General features: G+C 64.8%; 20 protein-coding genes. 3 read left to right on the top strand and 17 right to left on the bottom strand.

Translation table 11 applies throughout. From position 1 onward, the window contains the following. Window positions 1-157 precede the first annotated feature (157 nt). The 12 genes from AC3YO9_RS14400 to AC3YO9_RS14345 all read right to left on the bottom strand — a co-directional run bounded on the left by AC3YO9_RS14400 (window position 158) and on the right by AC3YO9_RS14345 (window position 16,528). Entirely contained in the window at window positions 158-1,615 is a 1,458-nt protein-coding gene (locus AC3YO9_RS14400; RefSeq protein ID WP_489983657.1) for a tyrosine-protein kinase domain-containing protein, read from the bottom strand. A gap of 264 nt (window positions 1,616-1,879) precedes the next feature. Continuing rightward, the gene (locus AC3YO9_RS14395) at window positions 1,880-2,707 is read right to left on the bottom strand and encodes a glycosyltransferase (protein WP_489983656.1); all 828 of its coding nucleotides are present in this window, start codon (window positions 2,705-2,707) and stop codon (window positions 1,880-1,882) included. A gap of 6 nt (window positions 2,708-2,713) precedes the next feature. After that, window positions 2,714-3,973, bottom strand: coding sequence for a lipopolysaccharide biosynthesis protein (locus AC3YO9_RS14390; protein ID WP_489983655.1), 1,260 nt, complete (start codon window positions 3,971-3,973; stop codon window positions 2,714-2,716). 45 nt (window positions 3,974-4,018) lie between these two features. Next, window positions 4,019-4,726 carry an O-antigen ligase family protein gene (locus tag AC3YO9_RS14385; RefSeq protein ID WP_489983654.1) on the bottom strand — a complete coding sequence of 236 codons (708 nt, stop codon included), beginning with the start codon at window positions 4,724-4,726 and terminating at the stop codon, window positions 4,019-4,021. A gap of 671 nt (window positions 4,727-5,397) precedes the next feature. After that, window positions 5,398-6,570 (bottom strand): glycosyltransferase family 4 protein, encoded by a 1,173-nt coding sequence (locus AC3YO9_RS14380; RefSeq protein ID WP_489983653.1) that lies wholly within the window; start codon window positions 6,568-6,570, stop codon window positions 5,398-5,400. 65 nt (window positions 6,571-6,635) lie between these two features. Continuing rightward, complete coding sequence (locus tag AC3YO9_RS14375) at window positions 6,636-7,874, bottom strand: nucleotide sugar dehydrogenase (RefSeq protein WP_489983652.1); 1,239 nt, start codon at window positions 7,872-7,874, stop codon at window positions 6,636-6,638. Between the two features lie 131 nt (window positions 7,875-8,005). Further along, window positions 8,006-8,572: a GNAT family N-acetyltransferase gene (locus AC3YO9_RS14370; RefSeq protein WP_489984065.1), complete on the bottom strand. Its 567-nt coding sequence runs from the start codon at window positions 8,570-8,572 to the stop codon at window positions 8,006-8,008. 1,116 nt (window positions 8,573-9,688) lie between these two features. Beyond that, window positions 9,689-10,348 carry a sugar transferase gene (locus AC3YO9_RS14365; protein WP_489983651.1) on the bottom strand — a complete coding sequence of 220 codons (660 nt, stop codon included), beginning with the start codon at window positions 10,346-10,348 and terminating at the stop codon, window positions 9,689-9,691. Beyond that, complete coding sequence (locus AC3YO9_RS14360; protein WP_489984064.1) at window positions 10,348-10,947, bottom strand: GNAT family N-acetyltransferase; 600 nt, start codon at window positions 10,945-10,947, stop codon at window positions 10,348-10,350. Before AC3YO9_RS14360 ends, AC3YO9_RS14365 begins: the two co-directional genes overlap by 1 nt. Window positions 10,948-11,366: 419 nt before the next feature. After that, a complete protein-coding gene (locus AC3YO9_RS14355) occupies window positions 11,367-12,506 on the bottom strand; it encodes a DegT/DnrJ/EryC1/StrS family aminotransferase (protein WP_489983650.1) in 1,140 nt (379 codons plus the stop codon). Next, window positions 12,506-14,353, bottom strand: a complete 1,848-nt coding sequence (locus AC3YO9_RS14350; protein ID WP_489983649.1) for a polysaccharide biosynthesis protein — start codon at window positions 14,351-14,353, stop codon at window positions 12,506-12,508. The genes AC3YO9_RS14355 and AC3YO9_RS14350 overlap by 1 nt, the downstream gene beginning before the upstream one ends. A gap of 705 nt (window positions 14,354-15,058) precedes the next feature. Then, entirely contained in the window at window positions 15,059-16,528 is a 1,470-nt protein-coding gene (locus AC3YO9_RS14345; RefSeq protein WP_489983648.1) for an NAD-dependent succinate-semialdehyde dehydrogenase, read from the bottom strand. Between the two features lie 116 nt (window positions 16,529-16,644). Between AC3YO9_RS14345 and AC3YO9_RS14340 the strand changes: the two genes are divergently transcribed. Both AC3YO9_RS14340 and AC3YO9_RS14335 read left to right on the top strand, forming a co-directional pair. Beyond that, window positions 16,645-17,445 (top strand): DUF732 domain-containing protein, encoded by an 801-nt coding sequence (locus AC3YO9_RS14340; RefSeq protein ID WP_489983647.1) that lies wholly within the window; start codon window positions 16,645-16,647, stop codon window positions 17,443-17,445. 59 nt (window positions 17,446-17,504) lie between these two features. Then, complete coding sequence (locus tag AC3YO9_RS14335; RefSeq protein ID WP_489983646.1) at window positions 17,505-18,587, top strand: acyltransferase family protein; 1,083 nt, start codon at window positions 17,505-17,507, stop codon at window positions 18,585-18,587. On the opposite strand, the gene AC3YO9_RS14330 is transcribed toward AC3YO9_RS14335, so the two are convergent. Together AC3YO9_RS14330 and AC3YO9_RS14325 are read right to left on the bottom strand one after the other, a co-directional pair. After that, window positions 18,578-19,354, bottom strand: coding sequence for an ESX secretion-associated protein EspG (locus AC3YO9_RS14330; RefSeq protein WP_489983645.1), 777 nt, complete (start codon window positions 19,352-19,354; stop codon window positions 18,578-18,580). The two genes, AC3YO9_RS14335 and AC3YO9_RS14330, sit on opposite strands and share 10 nt — an antisense overlap. Next, window positions 19,347-21,026 carry a hypothetical protein gene (locus AC3YO9_RS14325; protein WP_489983644.1) on the bottom strand — a complete coding sequence of 560 codons (1,680 nt, stop codon included), beginning with the start codon at window positions 21,024-21,026 and terminating at the stop codon, window positions 19,347-19,349. Before AC3YO9_RS14325 ends, AC3YO9_RS14330 begins: the two co-directional genes overlap by 8 nt. A gap of 403 nt (window positions 21,027-21,429) precedes the next feature. On the opposite strand from AC3YO9_RS14325, the gene AC3YO9_RS14320 reads away from it, so the two are divergent. Then, window positions 21,430-22,674: an HNH endonuclease signature motif containing protein gene (locus AC3YO9_RS14320; protein ID WP_489983643.1), complete on the top strand. Its 1,245-nt coding sequence runs from the start codon at window positions 21,430-21,432 to the stop codon at window positions 22,672-22,674. A 309-nt stretch (window positions 22,675-22,983) separates the two neighbouring features. Here the strand turns inward: AC3YO9_RS14320 and AC3YO9_RS14315 are convergent, their stop codons facing one another. The 3 genes from AC3YO9_RS14315 to AC3YO9_RS14305 form a co-directional block, all read right to left on the bottom strand. Beyond that, window positions 22,984-23,559 (bottom strand): DUF3558 family protein, encoded by a 576-nt coding sequence (locus AC3YO9_RS14315; RefSeq protein ID WP_489983642.1) that lies wholly within the window; start codon window positions 23,557-23,559, stop codon window positions 22,984-22,986. After that, on the bottom strand, window positions 23,556-23,954 hold the full coding sequence (locus AC3YO9_RS14310) for a hypothetical protein (protein WP_489983641.1): 399 nt from the start codon (window positions 23,952-23,954) through the stop codon (window positions 23,556-23,558). The genes AC3YO9_RS14315 and AC3YO9_RS14310 overlap by 4 nt, the downstream gene beginning before the upstream one ends. Window positions 23,955-24,033: 79 nt before the next feature. After that, the gene (locus AC3YO9_RS14305; RefSeq protein ID WP_489983640.1) at window positions 24,034-25,650 is read right to left on the bottom strand and encodes a class I adenylate-forming enzyme family protein; all 1,617 of its coding nucleotides are present in this window, start codon (window positions 25,648-25,650) and stop codon (window positions 24,034-24,036) included. Window positions 25,651-25,659: the final 9 nt, after the last annotated feature.

The raw sequence follows: 25,659 nt of genomic DNA, 5'->3' as shown, positions 1-25,659 counted from the left end.
ACACCAACCAGTGCGGTGAAGGCGAGGCCCCCAGCGATCAGGGCCGTCCGGTGCCGCCGGTGCCACGCAATCTTCCGCCGTCGTCGTACCCGCCGGACGCCGGGAACCGGGGCTGGAGCGCTCGCCTCTGCGTCCGCCGAGCGCTCATCCGGCTCCGTCACCGGTCCCGTCCCACCCCAGCCGCCGGCTCGGGCCGGGTGTCCTGAGTCGACGTTCCGTCGTCGCTGTCAAGCTTGGTGGCTGTTGCCGGAGGAGCGGACCTCGGCTCCGTCTCGTAGTAGTAGGCGTAGTCGTAGCCGCTCGACTTGGTCGGCACCATGTTCAAGATGGTGCCCAACACCCGCCCGTCCACTGCCCGCAGGTTCTCCGCCGCTCGGGCGAGCTTGTCCCGCTCCGTGTGACCATGCCGGGCCACGAGGATTGCTCCATCGGTGTGCGCAGCCAGCACTGCGCCGTCAGTGACCGGAAGGAGCGGCGGAGCATCAAAGATGATGTAGTCGAAGCGCGCTCGCAACGTTCGCAGCAGCTCCTGGAGCCGGGTCGATCCCAGCAGCTCGCTCGGGTTCGGCGGGTGCGGGCCGGCCGCCAGCAGCGTCACCGCGGGGTTCGCGGTGGGCTGCAGCACGTCGTCGAGATCCGCGGTGCCCGACAGCACGTTGGTCATGCCCACGTTCTCCACCATCTGCAGGTAGCGGGCCAGCCGCGGACGCCGCAGGTCTGCCTCAATGAGCACCACCGAGTGCCCCGACTCGCCCAGCACGAAGGCCAGGTTCAACGCGGTGGTGCTCTTGCCCTCGTTGGGCACGGCGCTCGTGACGACCAGCGCCCGTGGCGGGTTGTCCACGTCGAGGAACTGCAGGCTGGTGCGCACCTGCCGGTAGGCCTCCGCGCTGCTCGAATGCCCCTCGGTGAACGAGACCAATGGCTGCTTGGGGCGGTCACTGTCGAATGGGATCGTCCCCACCACCGATGCCTGGGTCGCCTGCAGGATCTCCCGACGATCTTTCACCGTGTTGTCCAGACGGTCTCGCAGCGCCGCAGCGCCCGCTCCCGCGAGTAGGCCAAATATCAGACCAAGAGTCAAGTTCCGCGATGTCTTGGGCACCACTGGTGTCGTCGGCAAGCCAGCTTGTTCCACAACAGCAACTTTTGCCGAAGCCGTGGTGCCACCCTGAGGCGTTTCCAGTTCCGCTACGAAGCGGGTGAACTCCGTGGCCAGAGCATTCGCGATGTCTCGAGCACGCTCCGGGGATGCGTCCGTTACCGTGACCCCCAGTATGACCGTATCCGCGACAACCTTGACCGCGACCTTGGAACTAACTTCTTGCGCATTGATGTTGAGCCCGAGTGACGAGACCACCCGCTCGGCTACTTCTTTTCCACGAACCAACTCAGAATATGAAGCTACTCGCTGCTGCGAAAACAACCCGCCTTGATAGGCAGCCGCGGTCGTCTCCTGACCCGTCGTAGTCGAGACGAATAGCTGGGTAGAAGCGGCGTACTTCGGCGTTGTCATCAGCGACCAGGCGAGCGCAGCTAGCACGCAAACGACCGACACCGACACAATGACTCTCCAACGAGACCGAACCACGCGCACAATCTCTTTAATCTCCACTGCAGCGCCTTAACCTCCCTCAGGGCCACACGCTCCCTGTATGTCATCGCACGAATGTCACATCACGAAATTTCCCAACCAGGGCGGCAAACAAGCCAAGCGTGACCCGGCGTGGTGGAGCCAACACGAGACGCTACATCGGCGCTGTCCGCCACGCACACCGCGGGACGTCCGCTGTCAGCTGGAGATCAACCCCCCCGGCCCGAGCCCCCGCCGCACCGCGTTCGTACAGTGCAACGCACAACCAGGACCGCGCGACCCCGCCTAGCGGACCCCGTACAGGCGTTGCCAGACGTACTCAGCAGCCTCACTTTGCGCTCGTAGAATGGCACGACCCCGAAATACGCCGGTACTAACATGTTCCTCGTGAACCACGCGCATAGACGGTAAGTACTCCACACCGAGACCAGCGGACACACAGTTCTCGGCCATGGTAATTTCCTCCCCAAACAAAAACACCGGGTGACTAATAGTGCAACCTGCCCTAAAGTATGCACGACTTATCGCGAAACACGACCCATGGCCAGCATAGATCGCCGACTCGCCACCTGCAGCCGCCCGCGGGCCAACGCTACTATTTCCCCCCCGTAACTGTCGGGCGCTAAGCCAACTGGAGGCCGCTACGACCCACTTCGAAACGGCGGGGTAACGCAGCACCAGGCGACGCCGCAATGTCGCGTAGCGCCCCGGGCGGGTCGTCATATATGGGTTCTGGTTCCGCCCAGTTAGCAGACTAAACACGGCCGGAGCCACTACACCAACATTGGCCGACGAGAAGCTTTCTAAGGCGCTAAGAGCTCCCCCGCAGAATCTAATATCCATATTCGTAACCACCGTCCAGTCGCATTCCGCGCCATGGTGACGGTAGCCGAACGCGGCACCATTTAGATAACCCAAGTTCCTCCCGGCATCCACCACTTGCACCCTTGAATCACCCAACGAGATACGCTGAAGTACTTCCAGTTCGGAGGTGGATTCACTGTTCTCCACGACCACTAGATTCCACTGCGTGTCCCCCTGGGCCTGCAGCGACTCCAAGAGGCTACTGAGATATTCGCTCGACCAAAAATTCACGGCAATTACAAGAATCATCGCTCTTCAAGCCTTCCGCAGTTGCGTCAATGACCGGACAATAGTCCGCCGCGTTAATAGAATCAGGCAGAGATACACAGCCGGACCGACAAGAGCGCCGATCGCGGCACCCCTAATCCCAATAAGATTAGCCAGTACAACACCAACCAATAATCCGACGGCCCATGCGCCGGTGATACACATGAGCATCACGCCAGTCCGCTCGGCAAGCTCGTGGTACTTGTGCGCAAGCAACGCGACGTTCCACAGCACTGCCGACGAAGCAATCCCGCCGAGGGTGAAGGCATCCACCCCGTCGGTGGATACCGCGAGTTCAAGGACCGGCCGGCCCGCCACCATGATCCCCAGCACTACCACGATGGCGGCCACCCACAGGGCGCGTGACCAGGTCCGAATTAGGGCTAGCGATTCCAGGGTATCGCCCGCGTTGTAAGCCGCCATAATACGGGGATGCGACAGCATAGTGAGCGGAATCATCAACATCCCAATGCCACGGACCAGCAGGTCCGAAATCGTCGCATATATGCCCGAAACGTCGCCGCCAATAGCGAACTCGACAATGAACCGATCCGAGTAGAGGGTAAGTGTAGATACCGCGAGCCAAAGGGACATCGGCCATCCGTATGACCAGAATGCACGCGCAACCAGAAACGACGGCATCGTCCCAGTGTCGCGATCCGCCGACCACACAACCGAGCTCGCAACAAGATTCCCAAGCGTAGCCGTCAGCAACAATATGGCGACGCCATCACGCCCATGGACTGCGCCAATTGCCACGGGGACGCCAAAAGCAACGATACTGCGAGAGATCTCGGCGATGTTGTAGGAACGAGAATCCTGTTTACGCTGGGCCGACGCCAGTTTTAGCGCATAAACCCCCCCCGAGACAGTCATCGCGACCGCCAGGAAAACGCCGATGGCCTGCTGCGTTCCGCCAGTCGGCGACAACTCAAGTCCCGCGTATAGGCCAACCGGAACCGAAGGCGCGCACAATGCAGCCAGAAGAACCGGTCGGGGTATCTGGCGAGCACCGAAGTCGACTCTTCCAGCGTGCCGCAAGATCGCTTGGCGTGCCCAACCCACGGCAAGCGAAGAGGCAACGACTGAGACAGCCCAGAATCGGGCAAAGGAACCGTACTGAGACGCACCAAACATGTAAACCAGGAAAGGGATAGAAACAAACGTAATAATACCGGGGACCAATTTCGCAGTGAAGTAACTTAAGAGCGCTAAAACCTCCCTGCGCCATCCCTCAAGTATGCTCAAGTTCGACTCCACCCTCGCAGGCGACGTGACTGGAGCTCCAAATTGTCAGGCAGCACGCATCTCACCAACACCACCGTTACGTCCTCCGTCCGTCCGGCTCACCCCTTCAGCAAGCCGGCTTCCGCAGTACAGTCCCACCGAAAGCATGACCAGATGGGTGGACATCACCGCGGTCAGTGATTCCTGAACGGTGCCCGCGATAAACACACACAGGACCATTAACGCGGCGAGGCTACTGTAGAAGGACTCAACCTGCGTACGCCTCACGTTCAGCGCGTCGCGGGCAGAGCGAAAAAACACCACGACGAAGATGGAAAGATACACAGCGCCCAATAGCACCCCGTGATCCAACGCCGCACGGAGGAGGATCGAGTGCGCCTCGGTCCAGGGGAATGCATCTGTACCCAGGCTCCCGGGCCCAATTCCCACCAGCGGCCGATCCGCAACGATGTCGCTCAGCGGACCCCAGATCCCCCCACTGCGACCGGACAGTCCAGAGGATACGCCGGACTCGCTTAGTCGACCGACACTCGGCAAGCTGGGAAAGACGAGATAAGCAAGTAGTCCCAAACCGGCAGCCGGCAGGACGTTGAACGAAATTCCCGGACGTGGCGACAGGACGAGAATGATGGCACAGCAGGCTATACCCGCGAGGGAGATGCGAGATTGCGAAAGATATCCGGCCCAGAATGCCAGAGCCAAGCCCGCGAGGCAGAGCGACTTAGGGAGGATGCCCGAGCGATAGGCGCTCACAGCGACAGCGGCTACAAACACATAGAAGAAGCCGGTGCCGAACGCACTGCCCTCTCCAACCAGCCTAGGGCCATATGCCGCCAGCTGGTCACCAACACCCGAGCCGAAGAGCGTCTCCTTCGAGCCCCGGAGCATTTGTAGCAAAGCCCAAGCGCCGTTTCCGCAGATGACCACGGCTAGGGCCAGAACTACCGCTCGGTGAGCCCTTCGGCCCGCCATCCAATACAGCGTGGCTACAACAGAAGCTAATAGTAGCGCCTCGACAGTTCGCCCGTAGAAGGCGAGGGTTCTGAGGACCGACATTGATGGCTCAATGACCAGCCTTCCTACGACAAGCAATGTGGCACATGTGACAAACAATGGAACTGTCCGTCCCCATACTGAGCGGAGGGACCTTAGGCTTGCACCGACACACATCAGCCCAGCGAGGAGGACAAAATCTTGGAACCGGAGATCGACCGCACGGTCAAGTCCGCCGGGCAGACGTATGCGCGGCCCAAGCGCAATTGCTAAGACCACCGCCACGAGCAGCGTAGTCGCGCCGACCGCTGAGAGCCGTGATCGCGGGCTGACTTGTGCGTAGTCCCGCGCATAATTGTTCGGTAGGCCCGCATCTTCTCGGTTCCTGTCCTCCTGCCCAGCGAATCGAGTGGACGACATGTCAGGGAGCTTCATGCGGCAGGGCCCAGCACGGCGTCTCGAAACCGCCGATAGAGCATTTCACGATCAAACTGTGTCGCCAACTCGGCACTGCATCTGCCAGCCGCATCCCGCGCGGCAGGATCAAGCACAACACGTCGGACGGTGTCTGCAGCTGATTCAATGCTGCGGCCCGCTACGCTCCAGCCGGCACCCGCACTCCGGACGAGCTCGTTGAGCCAACCGCCATGGTTGAAAAGTACTGGCTTACCAGCACCCAAGGCATCGAAAACCTTATTTATGGATGCGGGATAGAGCGAGGGCTCTTCAATAACCGTAGAAAGCGCGACGTCTGCCGCACCGAGTAGCCCGACGACCTCAGCTTTTGCTAAAGGCCCGAGGAACATCCCATCTACGTTAAGACCAAGTTGATCAGCGAGAAGTCTAGACGGTGGTGCCATCGCACCATCACCTACCACCACGATCCGGATTGGCTGCGCCTTCAACGCGGCAGCTAGCCTCACTGTCCACTCGATATCGTATATCTTTCCGAGCGACCCTGCGTAAAGCACGACAACCTCTGACTCGGCCCACCCCATCCGGCGGCGTACGATATCTCGCTGTTCCGCCGCATGCGCGTACAGGTCGATATCAGCAGCATTCGGCACGACAGTTACCGGCACGTTGCTGTTCACACGACGGACACCAGCCTCCATGCCAGGCGACAGCGCAATGACCTCGTCAGCATAGTGGTATGAAATGCGCTCGAGGAGTCTCGCGATCGTGTGCAGATGCCGCGGAAGGAAGCCCAACGCGATCGGCACCTCCGGCCAAAGGTCACGAATCTCCAATACAAACCTGGTACGCCTTATGCGCGATGCCAGGATTCCGGGAACTGCGACAGTGAGTGGCGTACTAGAAGCGAATACAACGTCCGCCGGGGCACGGGCCGCTGCCACAGATGCGCTGACCATGAATTGAGCAAATGCGAGAAGCCGTCTACCGATCCCCATGGTATTTGCGTATGGAGTTGCTAATACTCGGATAGTCACGCCCTCGACCACCGAGGTTTCAGTTGACGCCCCCCCGCAAACAACCGTGACCTGGTGCCCGTCCTTAGCCAGTCGGCGGGCAAACTCCCATGGCCGGCTCCCTCCCGGCTGGTGAGGCAAGCGGAAATGTTGGTGTATGTAGGTTACCCGCATAGACATGTCCTTCAAGATTAGTGCTCATTGGCAATCCGCTTTACCAACCGTCTTTCGCGGATTCGCTACAGGCGCAACACTCCGGGCCCGTTCAACCTCCCCTTAGTGTCAAAGAGGAGCTTTGCAGCGTTCGCAATCTCGCGAAGGTCGAAAACCTCATGATCTTGCAAAAGGACCGTGAGATCGGATGACCCCAAGGCACTTGGAAGGTCTTCGACCGGTTGCGCTCCCGACCCATGCCAGCGTTCAACGTGCGGGTCATAGTAAGTAACCTGCGCACCCATTTTCTCTAGAATCTTTGATAGAGGCAAAGCAGGTGACTCACGTTGATCCGCGATGTTCGGTTTATATGTTACGCCCAACAGTAGCAACTTTGAGCCGTTGACAGCCCTGCCTGCGTCATTCAGGATTTCTTGAACCCGACTAGCGATGTACCGAGGCATACCTATGTTTATCTCTTGCGCTAACTCGACAAACCGGAACGGATATCCGAGGGTTGACCTCACCCTATGTGATAGGTAATTCGGATCGATTGGTATGCAATGCCCACCTACTCCCGGTCCCGGAAAAAATGACTGGAACCCGAAGGGCTTGGTCGACGCGCACCGAATCACGTCCCAAATGTCGATCCCCAGGTCGTGTGAGAACTTTGCCATCTCGTTGATGAGAGCAATATTAATATGCCGGTAAGTGTTCTCCAGCAATTTCGACATCTCCGCCTCCCGTGTGCCTGCGGCCTCGACAACAGTCGATACAAACTGTCGATAGAACTGTGCCGCAGCCTCGGTGGATTTGGTATTGACCCCGCCCACCACCTTCGGCGTATTCGCCAACCCGAATTTGGCATTGCCGGGGTCTATACGCTCAGGGGAAAATGCCAGGTCGAAATCAACTCCGGCCTGTAAACCAGAATTCTCGAGAAGTGGTCGGACAAACTCTTCGGTGGTACCCGGCCAAGTGGTCGACTCCAAGATAATAAGTTGGCCACGCTGCAGGTGCCTAGCGACAGACTCGACAGCCATGCCAACCGGCCCAAGATCCGGCCCGCCGTCGGATGACAGCGGAGTCGGTACACAGATCACGACGACCGACGCGTCCTGAAGAACAGTAGGGTCGGTGGTGGCTACAAATTCGTGACTGATCATATCCGCGACGTCGTCGTCGCTGATGTCGTCAACGTGGCTGCGACCGACGTTCAGGAGGTCGGTGACCTTTGAGCTCGTATCGAGCCCGACTACACGTATCCCAGCGCGTGTCGCCTCACGTACGAGAGGCAGTCCGACGTAACCTAGGCCGATAACCACTAATCTATCTGACACAACACATCCTTCTATTGGTATATTGCCCGTGTCAGCATTTTCTGCGTAGAGAATATCTGACTTGGTCTATGGTCGCCGATATCGCCCGTAGCGGGATTTTCCGCGCCACCGCTAAACTATGACTGTGCGCCACTGCGTACAAGGTCACGGTATCTACCGGCTTCCGGTAACGAGTCAAAGTCACTGCGCAGGACCCCAACCTGCAACAGGTCAACAAAGCTTCCATGCCTCCACACGTGGCTTCGAGATACGCCCTCGATTCTCCATCCGCAGCGCTCAGTGTATGCCTTGACCGAAGCTGCGTTATGTTCCAGTATCGACCCGTACAGACGCTCAAGACCGACGTCGTAGAACGCGAACGCCATCACTGCCATGATCGTGTCGACTCCGTATCCGCGCCCACGCTGCGGGTGCGCGCCTCCCAGCTTCACCGCGGTCAGCGCATTACGGTCATGCCAGTTGATATCCCAAAGTCCTGTGAGGCCGAGGGGGTTGCCCGCCAAGTCCTCAACTATCCATCGTCGAGTGGATCCTTCCCGAGACTCCGAGAACCACCTGGTCTGCGCAGTCAAAGACGACGGAAAGTCCCATCCTACAACGTTGCCGCGGACCATCGCCTCATTATTCAGTTCGTAGATAAACTGCTGGTCGCCAGCCTCGATCGGACGCGACCGTGTGCGCACTCCGTAGATCACCGTGTTTCACCTCTCGCGGTAGGTCGCCGTTCACTAAAGTAGTCAAGCACGTTTCTAGCGACCCGGTCCATATCAGCGGAATCATATCGTTGATCGACTGGAATTGATAGATAGTTCCTTGGCCAGTCGACCCCAAGCGCGCCCAGGATGCGGGAAGGCGGCCAATGGATCGGGCAGTAGATTCGCTGGCCCGCTAGGTGGACCTGCAGGCCCTTCGGATCTTCGGTCTTTATTACCAGGTGGGAAGGCAACGTACGGTCACCCGGCGGATTTATGATTTCGAAATGCCTTGCGTCCTTTAGTGCGCACGCGAGCTGGACGGCGTTTCGGCGACGCAGTTCGGCAATCTTTGCGAGGTCTAATCGCTTAAGTAGGCCCAAACTCGCTGGGCTCATTTCCGAAACCCGAGTCCGCCCTGCAAGGTACCGCTCAGCCTTGGCGAAAAGATTGAGGACCCCGTCAGATCCCCCCTCAACCATGCTGGTCGTCTTTACTTGCATCGCGTCCTGGCGGAGGCGCGCTACCAGCGGGTCCGGTTGGTCGATGACTTCCCTGGCAGACTCAGGCAATCCGGTAGCGTAACCTCCGTCATACAGTGGAAGCAACTTGCGGAGGCTCGCGAAAGTATAGTCCGAATTTTCTGTCGGGCCGGACAGCACTCGATGAGTCTCATCAGTAATGACAATAACTCCCCGCGCCCGCGCCCGAGCTATTTCCTCGGCCAACGGCCCGCCGTCCTGGCGGCCGAAATAGGGTGCATGCAGGAGTACCTGGCCGCTGGGAACGGCTCGAACCTTTTTCACAGACAACGAAAGGTCGTCATTTAATTGCATCGGGACGATCTTCCATTTTCCGGCCACTGCGAACGGCTCGATCATGCTGTCGCACAAGTAGTTGGGGACATGTATGTCGGCGTGCCCGAGTTCCCGTAAGTGCGATTCCAGCGCGGCCATAGCCTGCCGACCGGATTGGACGTACACGCAATCTGTTGGGGCGTGCCACTGAGTCTGCCCTGACGGCAGCAGAAGATGGTCGTCAACCAGCTCGAAGTCCGCCCCAACCGGGCGACCCATGGCCCGATGGCCGGCCGGGCGCATTCGATGGTCAGATGATTCCATGACGTCTCGCCGCCGCAACAGTGCCGCTCCCCAAGTCATCGACCTCACATGCCGTTTGGCCAACTTCCTGACCGTCCCCTCTCAGCGTTGCGGGGATGGTCCTTAGGATGAGGGCTAGATCAGTGAGGAACGAGATCGATGCGACGTATTGCAGATCGGCTTCGATGCGCCGAGACCACGGGGCACTGTTCCTAAAGTCGACCTGAGCCCGCCCGGTTAATCCAGGCCGCACGACCAATCTCCCCCGCTGGAGCGCCGTGTAACGTGCCGCTTGGTCAGGTAAAGCCGGACGCGGCCCCACGAAACTCATCTCGCCGACCAGGATATTTAGCAATTGCGGCAGTTCGTCCAGACTGAATCTGCGCAACAATTTGCCGATTGGCGTAACCATCTCCGGCGTCGGGTAGTTGTTGCTGCGTTGCTCCGTGCCGACGCTCATTGTGCGGAACTTGTGTAGACGAAACGGTACCCCCCGCCGGCCGACTCGCTGCTGGTGGAAGTACACCGGCCTGCCATCACTAAGAGCGATGCCGAGTGCGCACAGCACATGCACCGGCAGGGTGGTCACAAGCAGGACGGCGCTCCCTCCTATATCTATTCCCCGCTTGACACGCTTGGCGTAGAATCCGGACACCCCATGGCTCATTACTTGCCTCCGTAAGCCGGGAAATGACGTCTGAGCGACATGCTCTCCACACTGACCCCTTCAAGGGACGCTCGCCTCTGGACTTGGCGACTGTATGCGTTGGGGTTAACCACGATTCCCGTCGCAGCGTACTGCTTTCGGTCGCCGCCGAAGCTCCGCTTGAACTTGAACAGAGAGTCGCCGTTGACCAAACCACCGCCCAAATGAAATCGAGTCATTTGGGCGGCAGCGGCATGCTGACATGCTTCCCATAACATTAGGTTGTTCCCCCCGTTGCGACTGCCGTCGGGCGTCGAACCTGAGAGGTGGTAGTGAAGCGTCCTCCGGTAGGCCATCAATAGGCAGGACGCTACAACGTCGCCCTGTTCATTCCGCACCCGCGTGATGAACAGGTTGGAGCCCAAAGCATCGATTAGTGCTGCGTAATATCTATCGGTAAAGGCGTACGAGTCGGTGGCTTCGCGGCGCGCCATCGTCGAGTCGTATAGCCCTCGAAAGTCGCTATGTGCAGCAAGACTGGTGGCGTCGGCCACGGCAACTGATGCCCTTAGACCAGCGCGGCCAGCCTTCCGCACAGCAGTACGGCACCTACCCTCCATTGACTCCCACATAGCTTCGGGTGCGGCGATAGGTATCACGATCGTCTCGTGGCCGGTCACAATCGGCAACTGGTCAGAAGACATAGGTGCTTGGTGGACGAGCGGGGAATGTCGGAGAAATACGGAGACGACCTCTAGGTCCCGCAACAGGGAGAGTGTGCTTTTCCATGCACCGGCGATGTCTCCCTGTGACAGTTCCGGCGATGCGTGTACTCCTGAGTATCCATAAGGCGACGATGCGTCTATTACTCCGTTGCTGGCGTCCAACAGTAGCGGCACCTGCCACTTACCGTCGAATGCTTCTACCAGGATCCATCGGCCACCTGAGTGTATCTCGCACGCACGCCCGTAACCCGGCGTGAAGTACACGTCCGGGTACGCAATTTCACCTGGAGCGTCGGTGACGGAGAACTGATTAATCACGATGCCCTAGCATGCTTGAACACAGAGTCGATTACGGTTTCAATCTCGCTGTCGCCGAGGCTTGATCCGCTAGGCAAGGCGACTCCGCGCATAAATAGGCGCTCGGAGCACCCATTTACGAACGCCCGTTCGCCGGAGAACACTGGCTGTAAATGCATTGGCTTCCAGAGGTGCCGTGCTTCCACCTCCCATTCTTCAAGGTGAAGAATAAGGCCGTCGGCAAGACCCGGGAAGTAATAGGGATCTAGTTCGATGGTGGTTAGCCAGCAGTTGTCGCGCTGTTCAGGTGTGCCTTCCTCAGCGGCAAGAAAGCGGATCCCTGGGATATCAGAGAGTGCATCACGATACCGGCGGCGGATGGCGCGGCGTCGGTTAACCATCTCATCCAGGCGCGTTAACTGTGCCCGGCCCAACGCCGCCAGGACGTTGGAGAGGCGGTAGTTGTAGCCGATCTCGGTGTGGTGGTAGTACGGCACGGGCTGCCGCGCCTGCGTCGAGAGGTACCGGCACCGGTCGAGCAACTCCTCGTCGTTGCTCAGCAGCATGCCGCCACCGGAGGTCGTCATGATCTTGTTGCCGTTGAACGACAGTGCTGCCGCCCGCCCGAACGATCCGGCCTGGCGCTCGCCGTAGCTCGCGCCCAGCGCCTCTGCTGCGTCCTCCAGAAGCGGAACCCCCCGTGCGTCGAGCGCCTCCACGATCTCGTCGTAGTCGGCGCAGCGGCCGAACAGGTCGACGGTCATCACCGCGGCCACCGTGGTGCCCTCGGTCTGCAGGGTGTCCACCGCGTCGAGCAGCAGCTGCGGGTCGACGTTTCCATCGCTCGCCTGGGCATCCACGAACACCGGCGATGCGCCGGTGTAGGCGATGGCGTTGGCCGACGCCGCGAACGTCATGCTCGACACCACCACGGCGGTTCCCGGCTTGGCGCCCAGCTCCAGCAGGGCCAGGTGCAGCGCCGCCGTGCCGGAGGCGAGCGCCAGTGCCCCAGCAACCCCCACCCGCTCCGCGATCTCCGCCTCGAAGGCGTCGACGTGCGGGCCCAGGGGCGCCACCCAGCCAGAGCGCACCGCGTCGAGCACGTACTGCTCCTCGACCTCGGTGACGTCCGCCTTGGACAGGAAGATGCGCGACATCAGCGGCCTGCCGACACTGCGTGAGTGGAGTCCGCAGTGCGCGAGGCGCGTTCGCGCATCCAGTCAGCCGCATCGTCGTGGCTGGTCTGCACCACCTCGCGCACCCAGTCAGCGTCGATCAGCGGCACCGACACGCTGGAGACCAGCGGGTGCGCCGTCGGCTCCCGGGTCTCGCCCGGGTAGAACAGCTCCTCGGCCAGCTTCTCCCCCGGCCGCAGCCCGGTGAAGTTGACCTCCACGTCGGTGCGCCCAGACATGCGGATCAACGTGTGCGCGACGTCCACGATCTTCACCTGCTCACCCATCTCCAACACCATCACTTCTCCGTCCGAGCCGATCGCGGCCGCCTCCAGCACCAGCTGGCAGGCCTCGGGGATGAGCATGAAGAACCGCTTGACGTCGGGGTGGGTCACCGTCACCGGGCCTCCGCGCTCGATCTGCGCGGTGAAGGCCGGCACCACGGAGCCACGCGAGCCGAGCACGTTGCCAAAGCGCACGCTGACAAAGCGGCCCTTGCTGCGCCGGGCGAAGTCGGCCGTCAGTCGCTCGGCCACCCGCTTGCTGTAGCCGAGGACGCAGCTGGGGTTGGCCGCCTTGTCGGTGGAGATGTTGACGAAGGTGCCCACCCCCGCGTCGTCGGCGGCCTGCAGCACGTTGAGCGTGCCGATGACGTTGGACTTCCACGCCTCCAGCGGGTACCGCTCCAGCAGTGGCAGGTGCTTGAGCGCGGCGGCGTGGAACACCACCTCCGGACGCTGGCTCTGGAACACCGCGCGCAGCGCCTGGGGGTCGCGGATGTCCACCAGCAGCACGCTGTCGTCGTCCAGCAGCCCGTGGCCGGCGAGGCTCAGCTGCGTGGCGTGCAGCGCCGACTCGTCTCGGTCGAGCAGCAGCAGCTTGGCGGGGCCGAACTTGGCGATCTGCCGGCACAGCTCCGACCCGATGGAGCCACCCGCCCCGGTCACCAGCACCGTCCGCCCGCTGATCTGCTCGGCGATCGCCTCCTGGTCCAGCTCGATCGGTCTGCGCCCCAGTAGGTCTCCCAGGTTGACGTCGCGCAGGTCGTTGGCTGTGGGCTGGCCGTCCATGATCTTGCGCAGCGGCGGCAGCACCATGGTGCGCAGCCCCAGCGCCTCGGCCCGGGCCGTGACGTCGCGGATCAGCGCAGCGTCGGAGTTGGGCAGCGCAATGGCCAGGTCGGTCGCCTCGTACTTGGCCGCCACTGCTGCGAGGTCGTCGCGGGTACCGCGCACCCGGATGCCCTCGATGCGCAGGCGCGCCTTGCTCTTGTCGTCGTCCAGCATGGCTACCGGGATGAAGGAGTCGTCGCCGTCGCGCAGCATGCTCCGCAGCAACCGGCGGCCAGCTTCCCCAGCACCGAAGAGGATGACGCGGCGCTCCCGCTCCTGGGCGGCGTAGCGGTTGGTATTCAGGGTCCGCACCGCGAAGCGCAGGGCGAACATGGCCATCAGCGCGAGCGCGCCAGCGCTGATGGGGATGCTGCGGGGAATCATCACGGGGTTGACGCTCATGGCCCACACGAACAGTCCACAGGCGACCCCGGCGACGGTCCGCGCGACGTCCACGATCTCCTCGAACGAGCCCCGCTGGTGCCCCACCGCGTACGGGCCGATCAGGCCACCGATGACCAGCTGCCCGATCACCGCGACAAGGGCGAACCAGGCAGCGCCACCCACCGGGATGTCCGCGAGGACGAAGTCGAACCGCAAGAGGCACGCCACAAAGATCGCCGCACCCCAGAGGAGCGCGTCCGCGCAGGCCCAGGTCCACCGGACCAGCCGGTCGCGTTGCGCACCAGCCAGCTTGGCGTCTAGCGGATTCACCACCGGGGTGCGCTCTCTGGTAGCGGTCACTGCTGCCTGCGGTGGGTCGATGGTGCGCCGAGCAGGTGCGCAGTGGCGCTGGGCGTCGAACCGGTCTTCATGTGTGCGGCGTTCCCCTCCGAGTGCGGGCCGAGCAGCGCCGTCAGGCGGTCGGCCGGCGAGCGCAGTTCCCCCTGATCGCTCCCCCGAGAAGGCAACTCTACTGGGGCACTTGACCACTCAGGAATCGCGTCGCTCCTCATGAGACTCAACTTCTTTCTGAAGTCACCTGCACGCACGCAAACGTTGAAACTGAACGTAAACGAACGTGACCGTCAGTAACGACGGTAGACCCTGCAGCGCCAGGGATCAATCCCCCTCCAACCGGGACGAATTCACTGAAACGGGGGCAGATGTGCTCACCCGCCTGAACCCGTCGTGGCGATCAAATGCCTTTGTGGACTGGACGCGCAGGTGACATCACCGTGAATTGTTCACCTCTCGGCGAGTCGTCCCAGGTGGACCCGCGTCCTGCAACTTTTGACGATGCGCGCCAGGGTCAAAGCATTGCCCACCGACTGCACTCTCGGCATCTCAGTGATGATCTTCTTGACGTGACAGGGATCACGTCACTTGCACGAGAGAGAAGCCGCTCGGCGTCACCTTCTCGCCGGCCGACCGAGGGTGCCGTCCACGGTGGACGGCACCCTCGGCGCCGGCGTCTGGAGCTCAGCTGGTCAGTGCGACGTACTTCGTCTCCAGGTACTCGTGGATACCCTCGCTGCCGCCCTCGCGGCCAAAGCCCGACTCCTTGATGCCGCCGAACGGGCCGGCCACGTCCGACACCACGCCGCGGTTGATGCCCACGATGCCGCTCTCCAGCGCCTCGGCCACCCGCAGTCCCCGGTCCAGACCCTGGGCGTAGATGTACGCGCACAGGCCGTACTCGGTGTTGTTGGCCAGCGCGATGCCCTCCTCCTCGGTGTCGAAGCCGGTGATCGGCGCCACCGGGCCGAACACCTCCTCGGCCAGGATGCGCGCGTCAGCGCGCACGTCGCCCAGCACCGTCGGGGTGTAGTACGTGCCCTTGCCCTCCGGCGCCGATCCTCCACACAGGACCTTGGCGCCCTTGTCCACCGCGTCCTGCACCAGCTCGGTGACGGTGTCCACCTGGTCCTGGTTGATCAGCGGACCCACGTCGGTGTCGTCCTCGGTGCCGCGGCCCACCTTCAGTGCCTGCATCTTGGCCACCAGCTTGGTGGTGAACTCCTCGCGCACCGCGTTGGCCACGTGGAACCGGTTGGCCGCGGTGCACGCCTCTCCCCCGTTGCGGATCTTCGCCAGCATCGCGCCCTCCACCGCCGCGTCCACGTCGGCGTCGTCGAACACCACGAAGGGCGCGTTGCCACCCAGCTCCATGGACGTGCGCAGCAGGTGCTTGGAGGACTTCTCGATCAGCGTGCGCCCCACCTCGGTGGAGCCGGTGAAGGTGAGCTTGCGCAGCCGCGGGTCGGTGAGCAGCGGCTCGGTGACCTCGCTGGAGCGTGAGCTGGGCAGCACCGAGAACACCCCGCGCGGCACACCCGCCTCGGCCAGGATCTCCCCCAGCAGCAGCATGGTCAGCGGGGTGGCGCCGGCCGGCTTGACGATCATGGTGCAGCCGGCGGCAAAGGCCGGGCCGATCTTGCGGGTGCCCATGGCCAGCGGGAAGTTCCACGGGGTGATCGCCAGGCACGGCCCCACCGGCTGCTTGGTCACCAGGATGCGGCCCGTGCCCGCCGGGGAGTGGGTGTAGCGACCGTTCACCCGCACCGCCTCCTCGGCGTACCAGCGCAGGAACTCCGAGCCGTAGGTCAGCTCGGCCTTGCTCTCCGACAGCGCCTTGCCCATCTCCAGCGTCATCAGCAGGGAGAGGTCGTCGGTGCGGGCCACCACCAGCTCCCACGCCCTGCGCAGGATCTCCCCGCGCTCCCGCGACGGTGTGGCCGCCCACTCCTGCTGCACGGCGCAGACGGCGTCCAGCGCCATGACGGCGTCCTCCGGGCTCGCGTCGGCCACCTCGGTGAGCGTCTCCCCGGTGGAGGGGTCATCCACCGCGAAGGTCGCGCCGCCCTGCGCGTCCACCTGCGCACCGCCGATCCACAGCTTGGTGGGCAGCGAGTCGATGAGCTGCTGTTCGCGCTGACTGAGACCGGACACGGGGGCTCCTTGCGTCGCTGAGGTGTGCTCGCTCCTGCCTATCACGGACGGGGGTAGGGCCGCCGCGCGGCGAGTGGCATCCTCATGACTCTCGGTAGGCAGCGAAGGGACAACACATGGGCAAGCTCGGAATGGCGTTGGCACGCACGATGGTTGTGCCTGCGGCGTTGCTGCTGGCCGCCTGCGGTGACGGCTCCGCCGCCCCCGACGCGCAGTCCAGCACCGCCCTGCCCAGCACCACCACGGCCGAGCCCACCACCACCACCCTCGCCGCGCCCACCAGCACCGCAGTCCCCACCACCACGGCCCCGCGCACACAGCCGCCCGTGGCCATCCCGTCGCCGACGGCCGCCCGCCCCACCACGCCGCCGCTGGTCACCACCACCGCCACCACCCCGATGGCCGTCAAGGACCAGGCCTGCCCGCCGGTGCAGGGCCTGCAGGTGCTCACCCGCTCGAGCAACGGCACCAGCGCCGTCGGCTGCGCGGACGCCGCCGGGGTGCTCGACACCTACACCGCCCAGGGTGGCGGCACCCGCACCGTGCAGGGCTGGCAGTGCGCCTCGGCCGGTGCCGGCGTGGCCGTGACCCGCTGCACCAAGGGCGAGCTGGTGCTGGCCACCTACGACACCGCGGCCGCCACTGCCGCCAGCGCCACGGTGAACCAGGCGTTCCTGTCCCAGCTGGCCGACTTCACCGTCCCGCTGGCCGTGCGCATCGGTGGCGGGGTGGCCGAGCAGGTGACGCAGGCGCTGGGCCACCAGGTGTGCGGCCAGCTCTCCGCCGGCACCGACTACGAGACCATCGCCAACGGCATCTCCGGCTCCTTCGACTACAACGCCGACGACGCGCGCACGGTGATCACCGCCTCAGTGCTGGCGATCTGCCCGCAGCACAAGAACCTCGTCGGGGGCTGACCGCTCCGCGCTGCGGTGAACGGACCGACGTCGGGTACCGGGCGGTAACCTGACTTGCCGTGATCGACTCGAGCGGCAGTGCGGCGGACACCCGCCACGCCCTCGACCGCGCGCGCAAGGATCTCGCCATCCAGTCGCTGCGCGGGCTCGCGGTGGTCCTCATGGTCTCCGGGCACATCGTCGGCGGCCACGCCGAGCAGGGCATGCAGGTGGACGCCGGCTCGCTGTGGCACTACTTCACCGTGGGCCTGGAAGACATCCGGATGCCGCTGTTCACCCTCATCTCCGGCCTGGTCTACGCGCTGCGCCCGGTGCGCACGGTGCAGGACTACCGCCGGATGGTGCGCGGCAAGAGCCGGCGGCTGCTGCTGCCCCTGCTGAGCGTGGGGACCGTGCTGTTCGCGCTGCTGTTCCTGGTGCCCTGGACCAACTGGACGCCGGCCCTGGACGACTACTGGCGGGTGTTCGCCTACGGGTTCAAGCACCTGTGGTTCCTGCAGGCGATCTTCCTGGTGTTCCTGGTGGTGGCGGTGCTGGACCTGTTCGGGCTGCTCGCCTCGGTGCGACGCTGGCAGCTGGCCACGCTCGCGGCCATGGTGACGTTCGTGGTGGTCAACCTGCCGCCCGAGGCGGACGTGTTCAGCATCAACGGGGCGCTGCGGCTGCTGCCGTTCTTCCTGCTCGGCTACGGAATGCAGCGCCATGGCCGCCTGGACGCGCGCGGCTGGGACGCAGCGGTGGTGAGCGCGATGTTCGTGGCCGCCTACGGGGCCAAGTGGCTGCTGCTGGAGGACGTCTGGTCGCCGTCGGAGCTCACCCGCCGGACGCTGAGCGTCATCGTCGGCACCCTGGGGGTGGTGCTGGTGTACTCCGCGCGCCAGTACCTCAGCTCGCGGCTGCTGGCCTGGATCGGCGGGTTCTCCTTCGCGGTGTACCTGCTGCACGTGTTCGGGCTGTCGGTGTCGGACACGGTGCTCTACCTCGCCGGGGTGGACAACCACGTGGTGGTGTTCGGGATGGGGCTGCTGGTGGGCGTGGGTGGCCCGATCCTGTTCCAGCGCGTGCTGGAACGGCGGTGGGCCTGGCTGCTGCTGGTGCTGCTGGGCGAGCGACCCCGGGCACCGAAGCCCGTTCAGCGGTAGCTGAGCACCGCCGCGCACCGGGTGAGCTGGGACTGCAGCGCGGCGGTGAGGGTGACCCCGTCGGCCGGGCGCACGGTGGCCGGGGCGGTGTGGTCGGCCAGGTAGCGGCCGTCGTCCTCGCGGTCGAACCAGCGCAGCGTGTTGCGGGTGTGCTCGTGCCCGTCCCCGGCCAGTGCGGTGACGCTGAGCTGGCCGGCGCTGGGGAACGGCCCCGCCACCAGCTCGCGGAAGCGCCGGTCCTCACGCTGCTCGGCGCTGCGCACGGCGGTTTCTGGGCCGTGCGGCCCGGTCGCCATGGTGGCCGGGCGCTCCCGCCCCGGGGGTGCCGGCGGCAGTGCCCCGACCACCGACTCGGCCAGCGCTGCGTTGGGCACGGTGCGCAGCAGCACGTCGCCGCCGACGTCGTCCTGCGGTCCTGGCAGCTGCACCACCAGCACCCCGGCACGGCCGGCGTGCGCGGCGCGGATGCGCACCAAGTCGCTGGGGCCGTCGGTGCGGGTGCCGTGGAAGCCGAAGGCGGTGCACCACAGCCGGGCTGCGGCCAGGATGCGCAGCGCCGCCTCGAGGTCGGCGTCCACGCGACCGTCGCGGATCAGGCCGCCCTGCTGCAGGCGGGCGGTGGCGTGCCGCATCGCCATGTCGCGCTCGTTGAGGGTGGGGGTGGTGTCACGGACCTGCAGCGGGAACGGGAAGCGGGCCACCCCGGTGACGGGCCACAGCGTCAGCAGCTCGTGCGGGGTGAGCCGCCAGCTGGTGGGGCTACTCACCGATGACGGGTGGAGCGACGGGCGGCAGGTAGCCGACGATCTCCGAGCCGTGGTCCTCGGTGATCAGGTACGACGGGGTGTTGTGCTCGAGGTCGTCCCCGCCGCCCTGGCCGCGTCCGGCACCCATGGCGCCCATCCCGCCCATGCCCATGCCCCGGCCGGCCGCACTGCTCCCGCTGCCCGCGCCACCTCGGGCGGCCATCGCCTCGGTGGCGCCGTTGGCCCCGATCCCGCTGGCCCCGCCGCGACCCATCGCGCTGCCTGCACCGGAGCCCGAGCCGCCTCCGGGCCCGATGCCGCTACCGCTGCCACCGCCGCCCAGCTTGCCGGCGCCGAACCCCCCGGCCCCCTTGGCTCCGACACCGCTCGCGCCAACGCCGCTGGCGCCGCCGAGCTTGCCCACGCCGGCGACCCCGCCCCCGCCGGCCTTGCCTGCTCCAATGCCGGAGGCGCCGCCAGCGCGGCCTGCTCCGCCGGGGCCGGCGAATGCACCGGGGACTCCTGCACCTGGCACTGTCCCTGTCCCGCTGGCGAAGCCGCTGCTGGAGCCGATACCGCCGGTGCGGGTGCGGTCACTGGAGTCACCCGTGCCGAAGCCACCGGCACCAGCCCCGCCCACGCCTTGGCTGGAGCCGGGCAGCTCTCCACCCGCGCTCGCGGCGCTGACATTGGGGTTGCTGCCCGGGCCGAAGCTGCCGCCGCCTGCACCCTGACCCGCGCCCTGGCCCTGGCTCTGGCCGGCCCACTCGGCCGAGTAGCCGCCGTTGCCTCCGTTGCCTCCGGTGCTCACCAAGCCCGCTTGAGCGACACCCGCACCACCGCCGTACCCGGCTGAGCCCGGGCCCGCGGCGCCGGAACCAGCCGACCCCGCCGAGCCTGCGGTGCCCGGCGCGGCGCCCGCACCAAGGCCACCCGTCCCCGGCATGGCCGAGAGCGCAGAGCCCCCGCCGCCGGGTGCTCCGGTTGCGTCGGGCCCGGTGGGAGACGTGGGCGGGGGCAGCACGGGGACACCTGAGTCGGACTGCTGGTAGACGGGCAGGTACCGGCTGTTCATCACCTGCACCGCTTGCTGCCGCGCGTCCTCCTGCTCCTTCATCTGCTGGGCGAGGTCGGCGACGGCCGCCATCGGGTTCACGCTCGCCGCTGCCACAGTGCGCTGCTCGTCGTAGGCGACCGGAGGGGGCATGGCCGCCTGGGTCTCCGAGGCGGCGACGGCGGCCTCATGGATCTTGGTGCTGGTCAGCATCATTGCTGCGCCGAGCTGCCCGCCCCGGGAGGTGTAGGCGCTGGAAGCCACCGTGGCCTGGTCGGCGCCGGGCCCGGACCACGAGCCGTTGATCGCAGAGCTGATCGACTGTCCCAGCGTCTCCATGTCCGCACTGACCGCCTTGCCCATGTCGCCCCAGGCGTTGGCCGTGGAGTGCATGGTGGCCGGTTGCAGCTGCGCGGCCGCGGTAGCCATGTCTGGGTGCGACCAGGAGTCGAAGTTGTCCGGGTTTGTGATCGCCAGCGGGTCGAACTCGTCGCCGACCTTGTGCGCCAGCGCATCCTGCTGGTCCTGGATCACCCCGTGCTGGGTGGCGTAGAAGCCGTACTCGTCGCCCAGGCCGGCGGCCTGCGTGAGCACCTGGACGAGCCCGAGCGGGGAGAGGCCGCCTGGTACTGGGGTCACGGGCGTCAGCGAGATACCCGGCAGCGGAATCTCCCCGGTCCCTGCCGGGCCGGACGGACCGGGCAGTCCTGGCACTGACGGTGTGGTCATTGAATCCCCCCAGATTCTTGCGGTGCTAGGTGTTCTCGAGCAGTAGAGCTACCACCGTCCGGCCGACTGCTGTACACGCCGGACCTCCTGATAGTCGCCTGCCGTAGGACGCGCCGACGTCGCCCACGGTTCCGACGACTGTGGGTACGAAGCGCTCTAAGCGGGTGCAACCCTAGTTCGATGAGATCCGCCGCCGGCTGGCTTTGGCAAAGCCTGTGGACAGCCTGACCAGCAGGTACGGGTCTGTGCACAGATCTGCGCGAGGTCACCTGACTTCTCAAAACTGTCGGCGGTTCGAACTAGTGTTCGATACATGGAGATCGCCGCCGCACTCGCCGAGCCCGCTGGGGTCGAGCTGTGGCGGCTGGGCACGGACGAGCTCCGCGCATTCGCCCGCGAGCTAGGAACCACGGTCTCTGCCATTCAGGGCCTGCAGCTACGAACCATCACCGAGATCGACCGGCGGGGAGCAGCAATCGAGCTGGGCGCCGCGAACACCGCGCGGTGGCTGACCGACGTGAGCCACGTGTCCCCGGGTGCGGCATCGCGAATGGTGCGGTTGGGCCTGGCCCTGGATCGGCTGCCCGATGTGGCCGCCGCGCTGGACTCCGGCGCCCTGCTGAGCGAACACGCCGAGGTGATCGTGCGGGTGTTGCAGCAGCTGCCCAACGACCTGCCCGATGACGGTGTCGACGCCTGCCGCACCTACCTGCTGGACGCCGCCCGCCTGGAGGACCCACAGGCCCTGAATCGGCGCGGTCGCGAGCTGCTCGCGCGCATCTCCCCCGACGATGCTGAGCTCACCGAGGAACAAGCAGTCGCCCGCCGGGAGCTGCGCATCAGTGACTGCGGCGACGGGCTGCACAAGATCACCGGCTGGCTGGACACCGAGGCCGCCGAGCTCGCCCGCTCCGTCCTTTCACCGCTAGCCAAGCCACGCCCCGCCGACGACGGCGAGCGCGACACCCGGTCACCGGCCAAACGCCTCGGGGACGCCTTCGTCGACCTCCTCGGCCGCGCCGCCGACCACGCCTGCGTGCCCGGGGAGGGCTACGCCCGCCCCCACCTCACCCTGCACGTGCGCGCCGACGCCCTCGCCACCGGCCATGGCCCCGCAGCAGAGCTCACCTTCCTCGGACCCCTGTCCATCGCCGCTGCCCGCCGCCTGGCCTGCGACGCCGAAGTCACCCCCATGACCCTGGACGAGAACGGCGTCCCACTCGACGTCGGACGCACCACCTACGTGGTGTCCGGTGGTCTGCGACGCGCCTTGGTGGCCCGCGACCGCGGCTGCGCGTTCCCCGGCTGCGGCCGACCACCAGGCTGGTGCCACGCCCACCACATCGTGCACTGGGCTGACAACGGCGACACCGCACTAAGCAACCTCGTGCTGCTGTGCGGACACCACCACCGCGTTGTCCACCACCAAGGCTGGTCCGTAGCCACCGGTGACGACCGCCAACCCTGGTTCACCCCACCGGCCTGGATTGACCCCGACAGCACCCCACGGCCATCACACCAACGACGACATCAGCCTCAAGCTCCATGCTTGGGCTAGGGGTCGGTACCGCTACTCGGGCGCGCTTCGCGCGACTCGGGGAGCGTCAGCGTGGCGTGAGCAGAATCGGCGCAGACCTTTCCATTATCCGAATCGCCAGCGTGCACGAATCCACACCCACGGCCGCCTCGTGCTCACAACCACATCCGGCTATTTGGCGGCCAATCCGCGCCCGGCCAAGCGCTGCCTACCTTTTCGATGTTGGCCATACACAGTTGACTTGATGGGCGTCAGCACGAGGGGCTTACCCAGTGAAGACGGATGGGCTTCATGCACTTAACGGCCTCCGCCAATCCACGCGGGGAGCGGCTAACGCTGCTTGAGTAGTCCGGGCGACAACTTCGCCATCACTTCCACTGCAGCAGCGCAAGAGTCGCCAACGGCAGCCTGATGCTCAGATTTGGCGCTCATGAGAACCAGCAGTGCGCCACCTGACTCGAGGTTGGAAACCACAGTGCAGCCGCCCGGGTCGTTAGGGACCCGGAACGCGATCGAAGGCAGATTGGCAACCACCGGACGGGTCACATCGGCTAGATCAGCTCTTGCTTCATAGGAAGCGACCGTTGCCGTAGTGCTGAACACTCCGACAAATCTGTCCGATCCGCTCCAACGGCAGCCACGTTGCTCGACCAAATCAGCGTTCTTTCTCGTGGCCGGCTGCAGACCGAGCGACGCGAGATCCTCGTCAGACACGTCCACACAGGTATCGATGTCGGCGGCCGTCCGCGAGCCGGCCGCGGTTGTCGATTGCGGGGCCCCCTCCGGCGACGAGGGTAGCCGCGTGGGGTCCGCCACCGGATCAGCGTCGGATTCACCACATGCAGCCGCCGCTAGCAAGAGAGCAAGAGAGACAATTGCACAGCCAACTTTTGCTCCGCCGCTCATTGCGGGCTACCAAAGGCCGATGCCGACGAACTATCGGTTGTCGAGTACGCCCGCCCAGCGCTGCGGTAAGTATCACGCATCTGCATTAGAACTTGTTGGTGCTCAGTGAGGATGCCCACAGCTTCTTGCGCCTTCCTACTGAACTTCCCCGCAAGCGCCACTCCAGCATTGGGGCTGCCGAACCCTTCAGTATTGAAGAACTGTCGCGCATCGAAGAGGTACCCGTCAATTTTGTCTATGACGTCTTGGCACGCCTTCGCGCACCGCTCCGCCGCCTCCGGCTCAAAGCACAGCTCGCCCCGCCCCGCCGACGCCTTCAGCGCCGTCCACTCCGTCTTGCTCCGCTCCACTGCGGCACTCGACTCCGCCAGCGCGCGATCATCCTCAGGCAACATCGGACACACCCCTCCCCCGTCAGGTCACACCGTCCGACGCGCCGCCGCCCCCCACGGTTCCTGGCGCCACAGGATCAGCTCAGGGCTGCATCTCGTTGGCCAGGTCGCGCAGCTTGTTCTTGGCCACCTTGTCCAGGGTGGCCCGGGGCAGCTCGTCCAGAAAGTAGACCTCCCGCGGACGCTTGAAGTCCGCCAAGCCTTCCTCGCACCCCTGCAGCACCGTCGTGCGGATCTCCTCCTCGGTGAGCGTGGTGTGTCCGCTGCGCACCGCGAACAGCACCGGCACCTCGCCGAGCATCTCGTGCTTCTGCGCCACCACTGCCTGCGCCTCCAGCACCCCACGGGCGAACAGCCCCAGCACGAAGCCCTCCACCTGGCTGGCCGAGACGTTCTCCCCACCGACCTTGAGGATGTCCTTGTCCCGGTCGCCGAAGTAGAAGTAGCCGTCCTCGCCGATCCGGGCCACGTCGCCGCTGCGGAACCAGCCGTCGTCAGCGAACGAGCTCGCCATCGCCTCCGGGTTCTTGAAGTACTCCAGGAAGATCTGCACCCCGCGCGTCCCCCGCACCCACAGGTCACCGTTCACCCCGGGCGGGCACAGCTCACCGGTCTCCGGGTCCACGATGGCGAACTCGTAGCCCGGCGACGGGATCCCGATGTTCATCTCCGGGGAGTCCTGGATGACGTCGCCGCGGGTGGCGTGCGTGACCGTCTCGGTCATCCCCCACGTGGCGAACGTCGTGACCTTCCAGTGGTTCTCGATGTCGTGCAGCTTCACCCCGGTGGCCCACGTCTTGTAGGAGTGCTCGGGCACCGCCTGCGACGAGATGGCCTTGATGCAGAACGGGATCATCGACGCCCGCGTCACCTGGTGCTTGAGCGAGAGGTCCCAGAACGTGCTGGAGGAGAACTTCGGCTGCAGCACCACCGTGCCGCCCACCCACATCATCGACCAGAACGACCAGCTCTGGGCGTTGACGTGGAAGCACGGCAGGAACACCAGGTAGGTGTCGTCGCTGGTCATCAGCACGTTCTGCGACCCGCTGCGTCCACCCCACAGCGCGTTGGCGTGGGTGTGCACCACCGCCTTGGGCCGCGACGTGGTCCCGGACGTGTACTGGATCCCCACCGGCAGCATCGGCTCCGCGGGCCGCGCCGGCGGCTCGTCGCCCTCGGTGTAGAGGCTGTCCCAGGTGGGCTGGCCGTGGCCGAGCTGCTCCTCGGTGGCGGCCTCGCCGGAGTTGTCCTCGGTGACCACGAACCACCCGAGGTTGGTGGCGTTCTTGGCCAGCTGCTCCACGAACTTGGGCTGAGTGATGCACCCCACCGCCTCGGAGTGCTCGGCGAAGTACGTCAGCTCCTCGCCGATGCAGCGGGTGTTGGTGGTGACCGCCACCGACCCCACGATGGCCGAGGCGTACCAGGCGATCATCATCTCCGGGCAGTTGTCGGAGTGGATGAGCACCTTGTCGCCCTTGGTCACCCCACGGGCGATCAGCCCGCACGCCACCTGGTTGATCTCCTGCCAAAACTGCTGGTAGGTCCACGTGCGAGTGCGGCCGTCGCGGGGCTCCCACACCAGGAACACCTTGTCCGGCGTCTGCTCCGCCCACAGCTTGGCCAGCCACGGCACGTCCTTGCCGGCGAAGTCGTAGTACTGCGCGGACCGGTGCACGTCGAGCTGCGGCTTGATCATGGCTGCCAA

This window comes from Rhodococcus sp. Z6_132 (assembly GCF_058133635.1).
The sequence above is the reverse complement of the archived record's forward strand: the minus strand, read 5'-3'. Positions and strand labels throughout refer to the sequence as shown.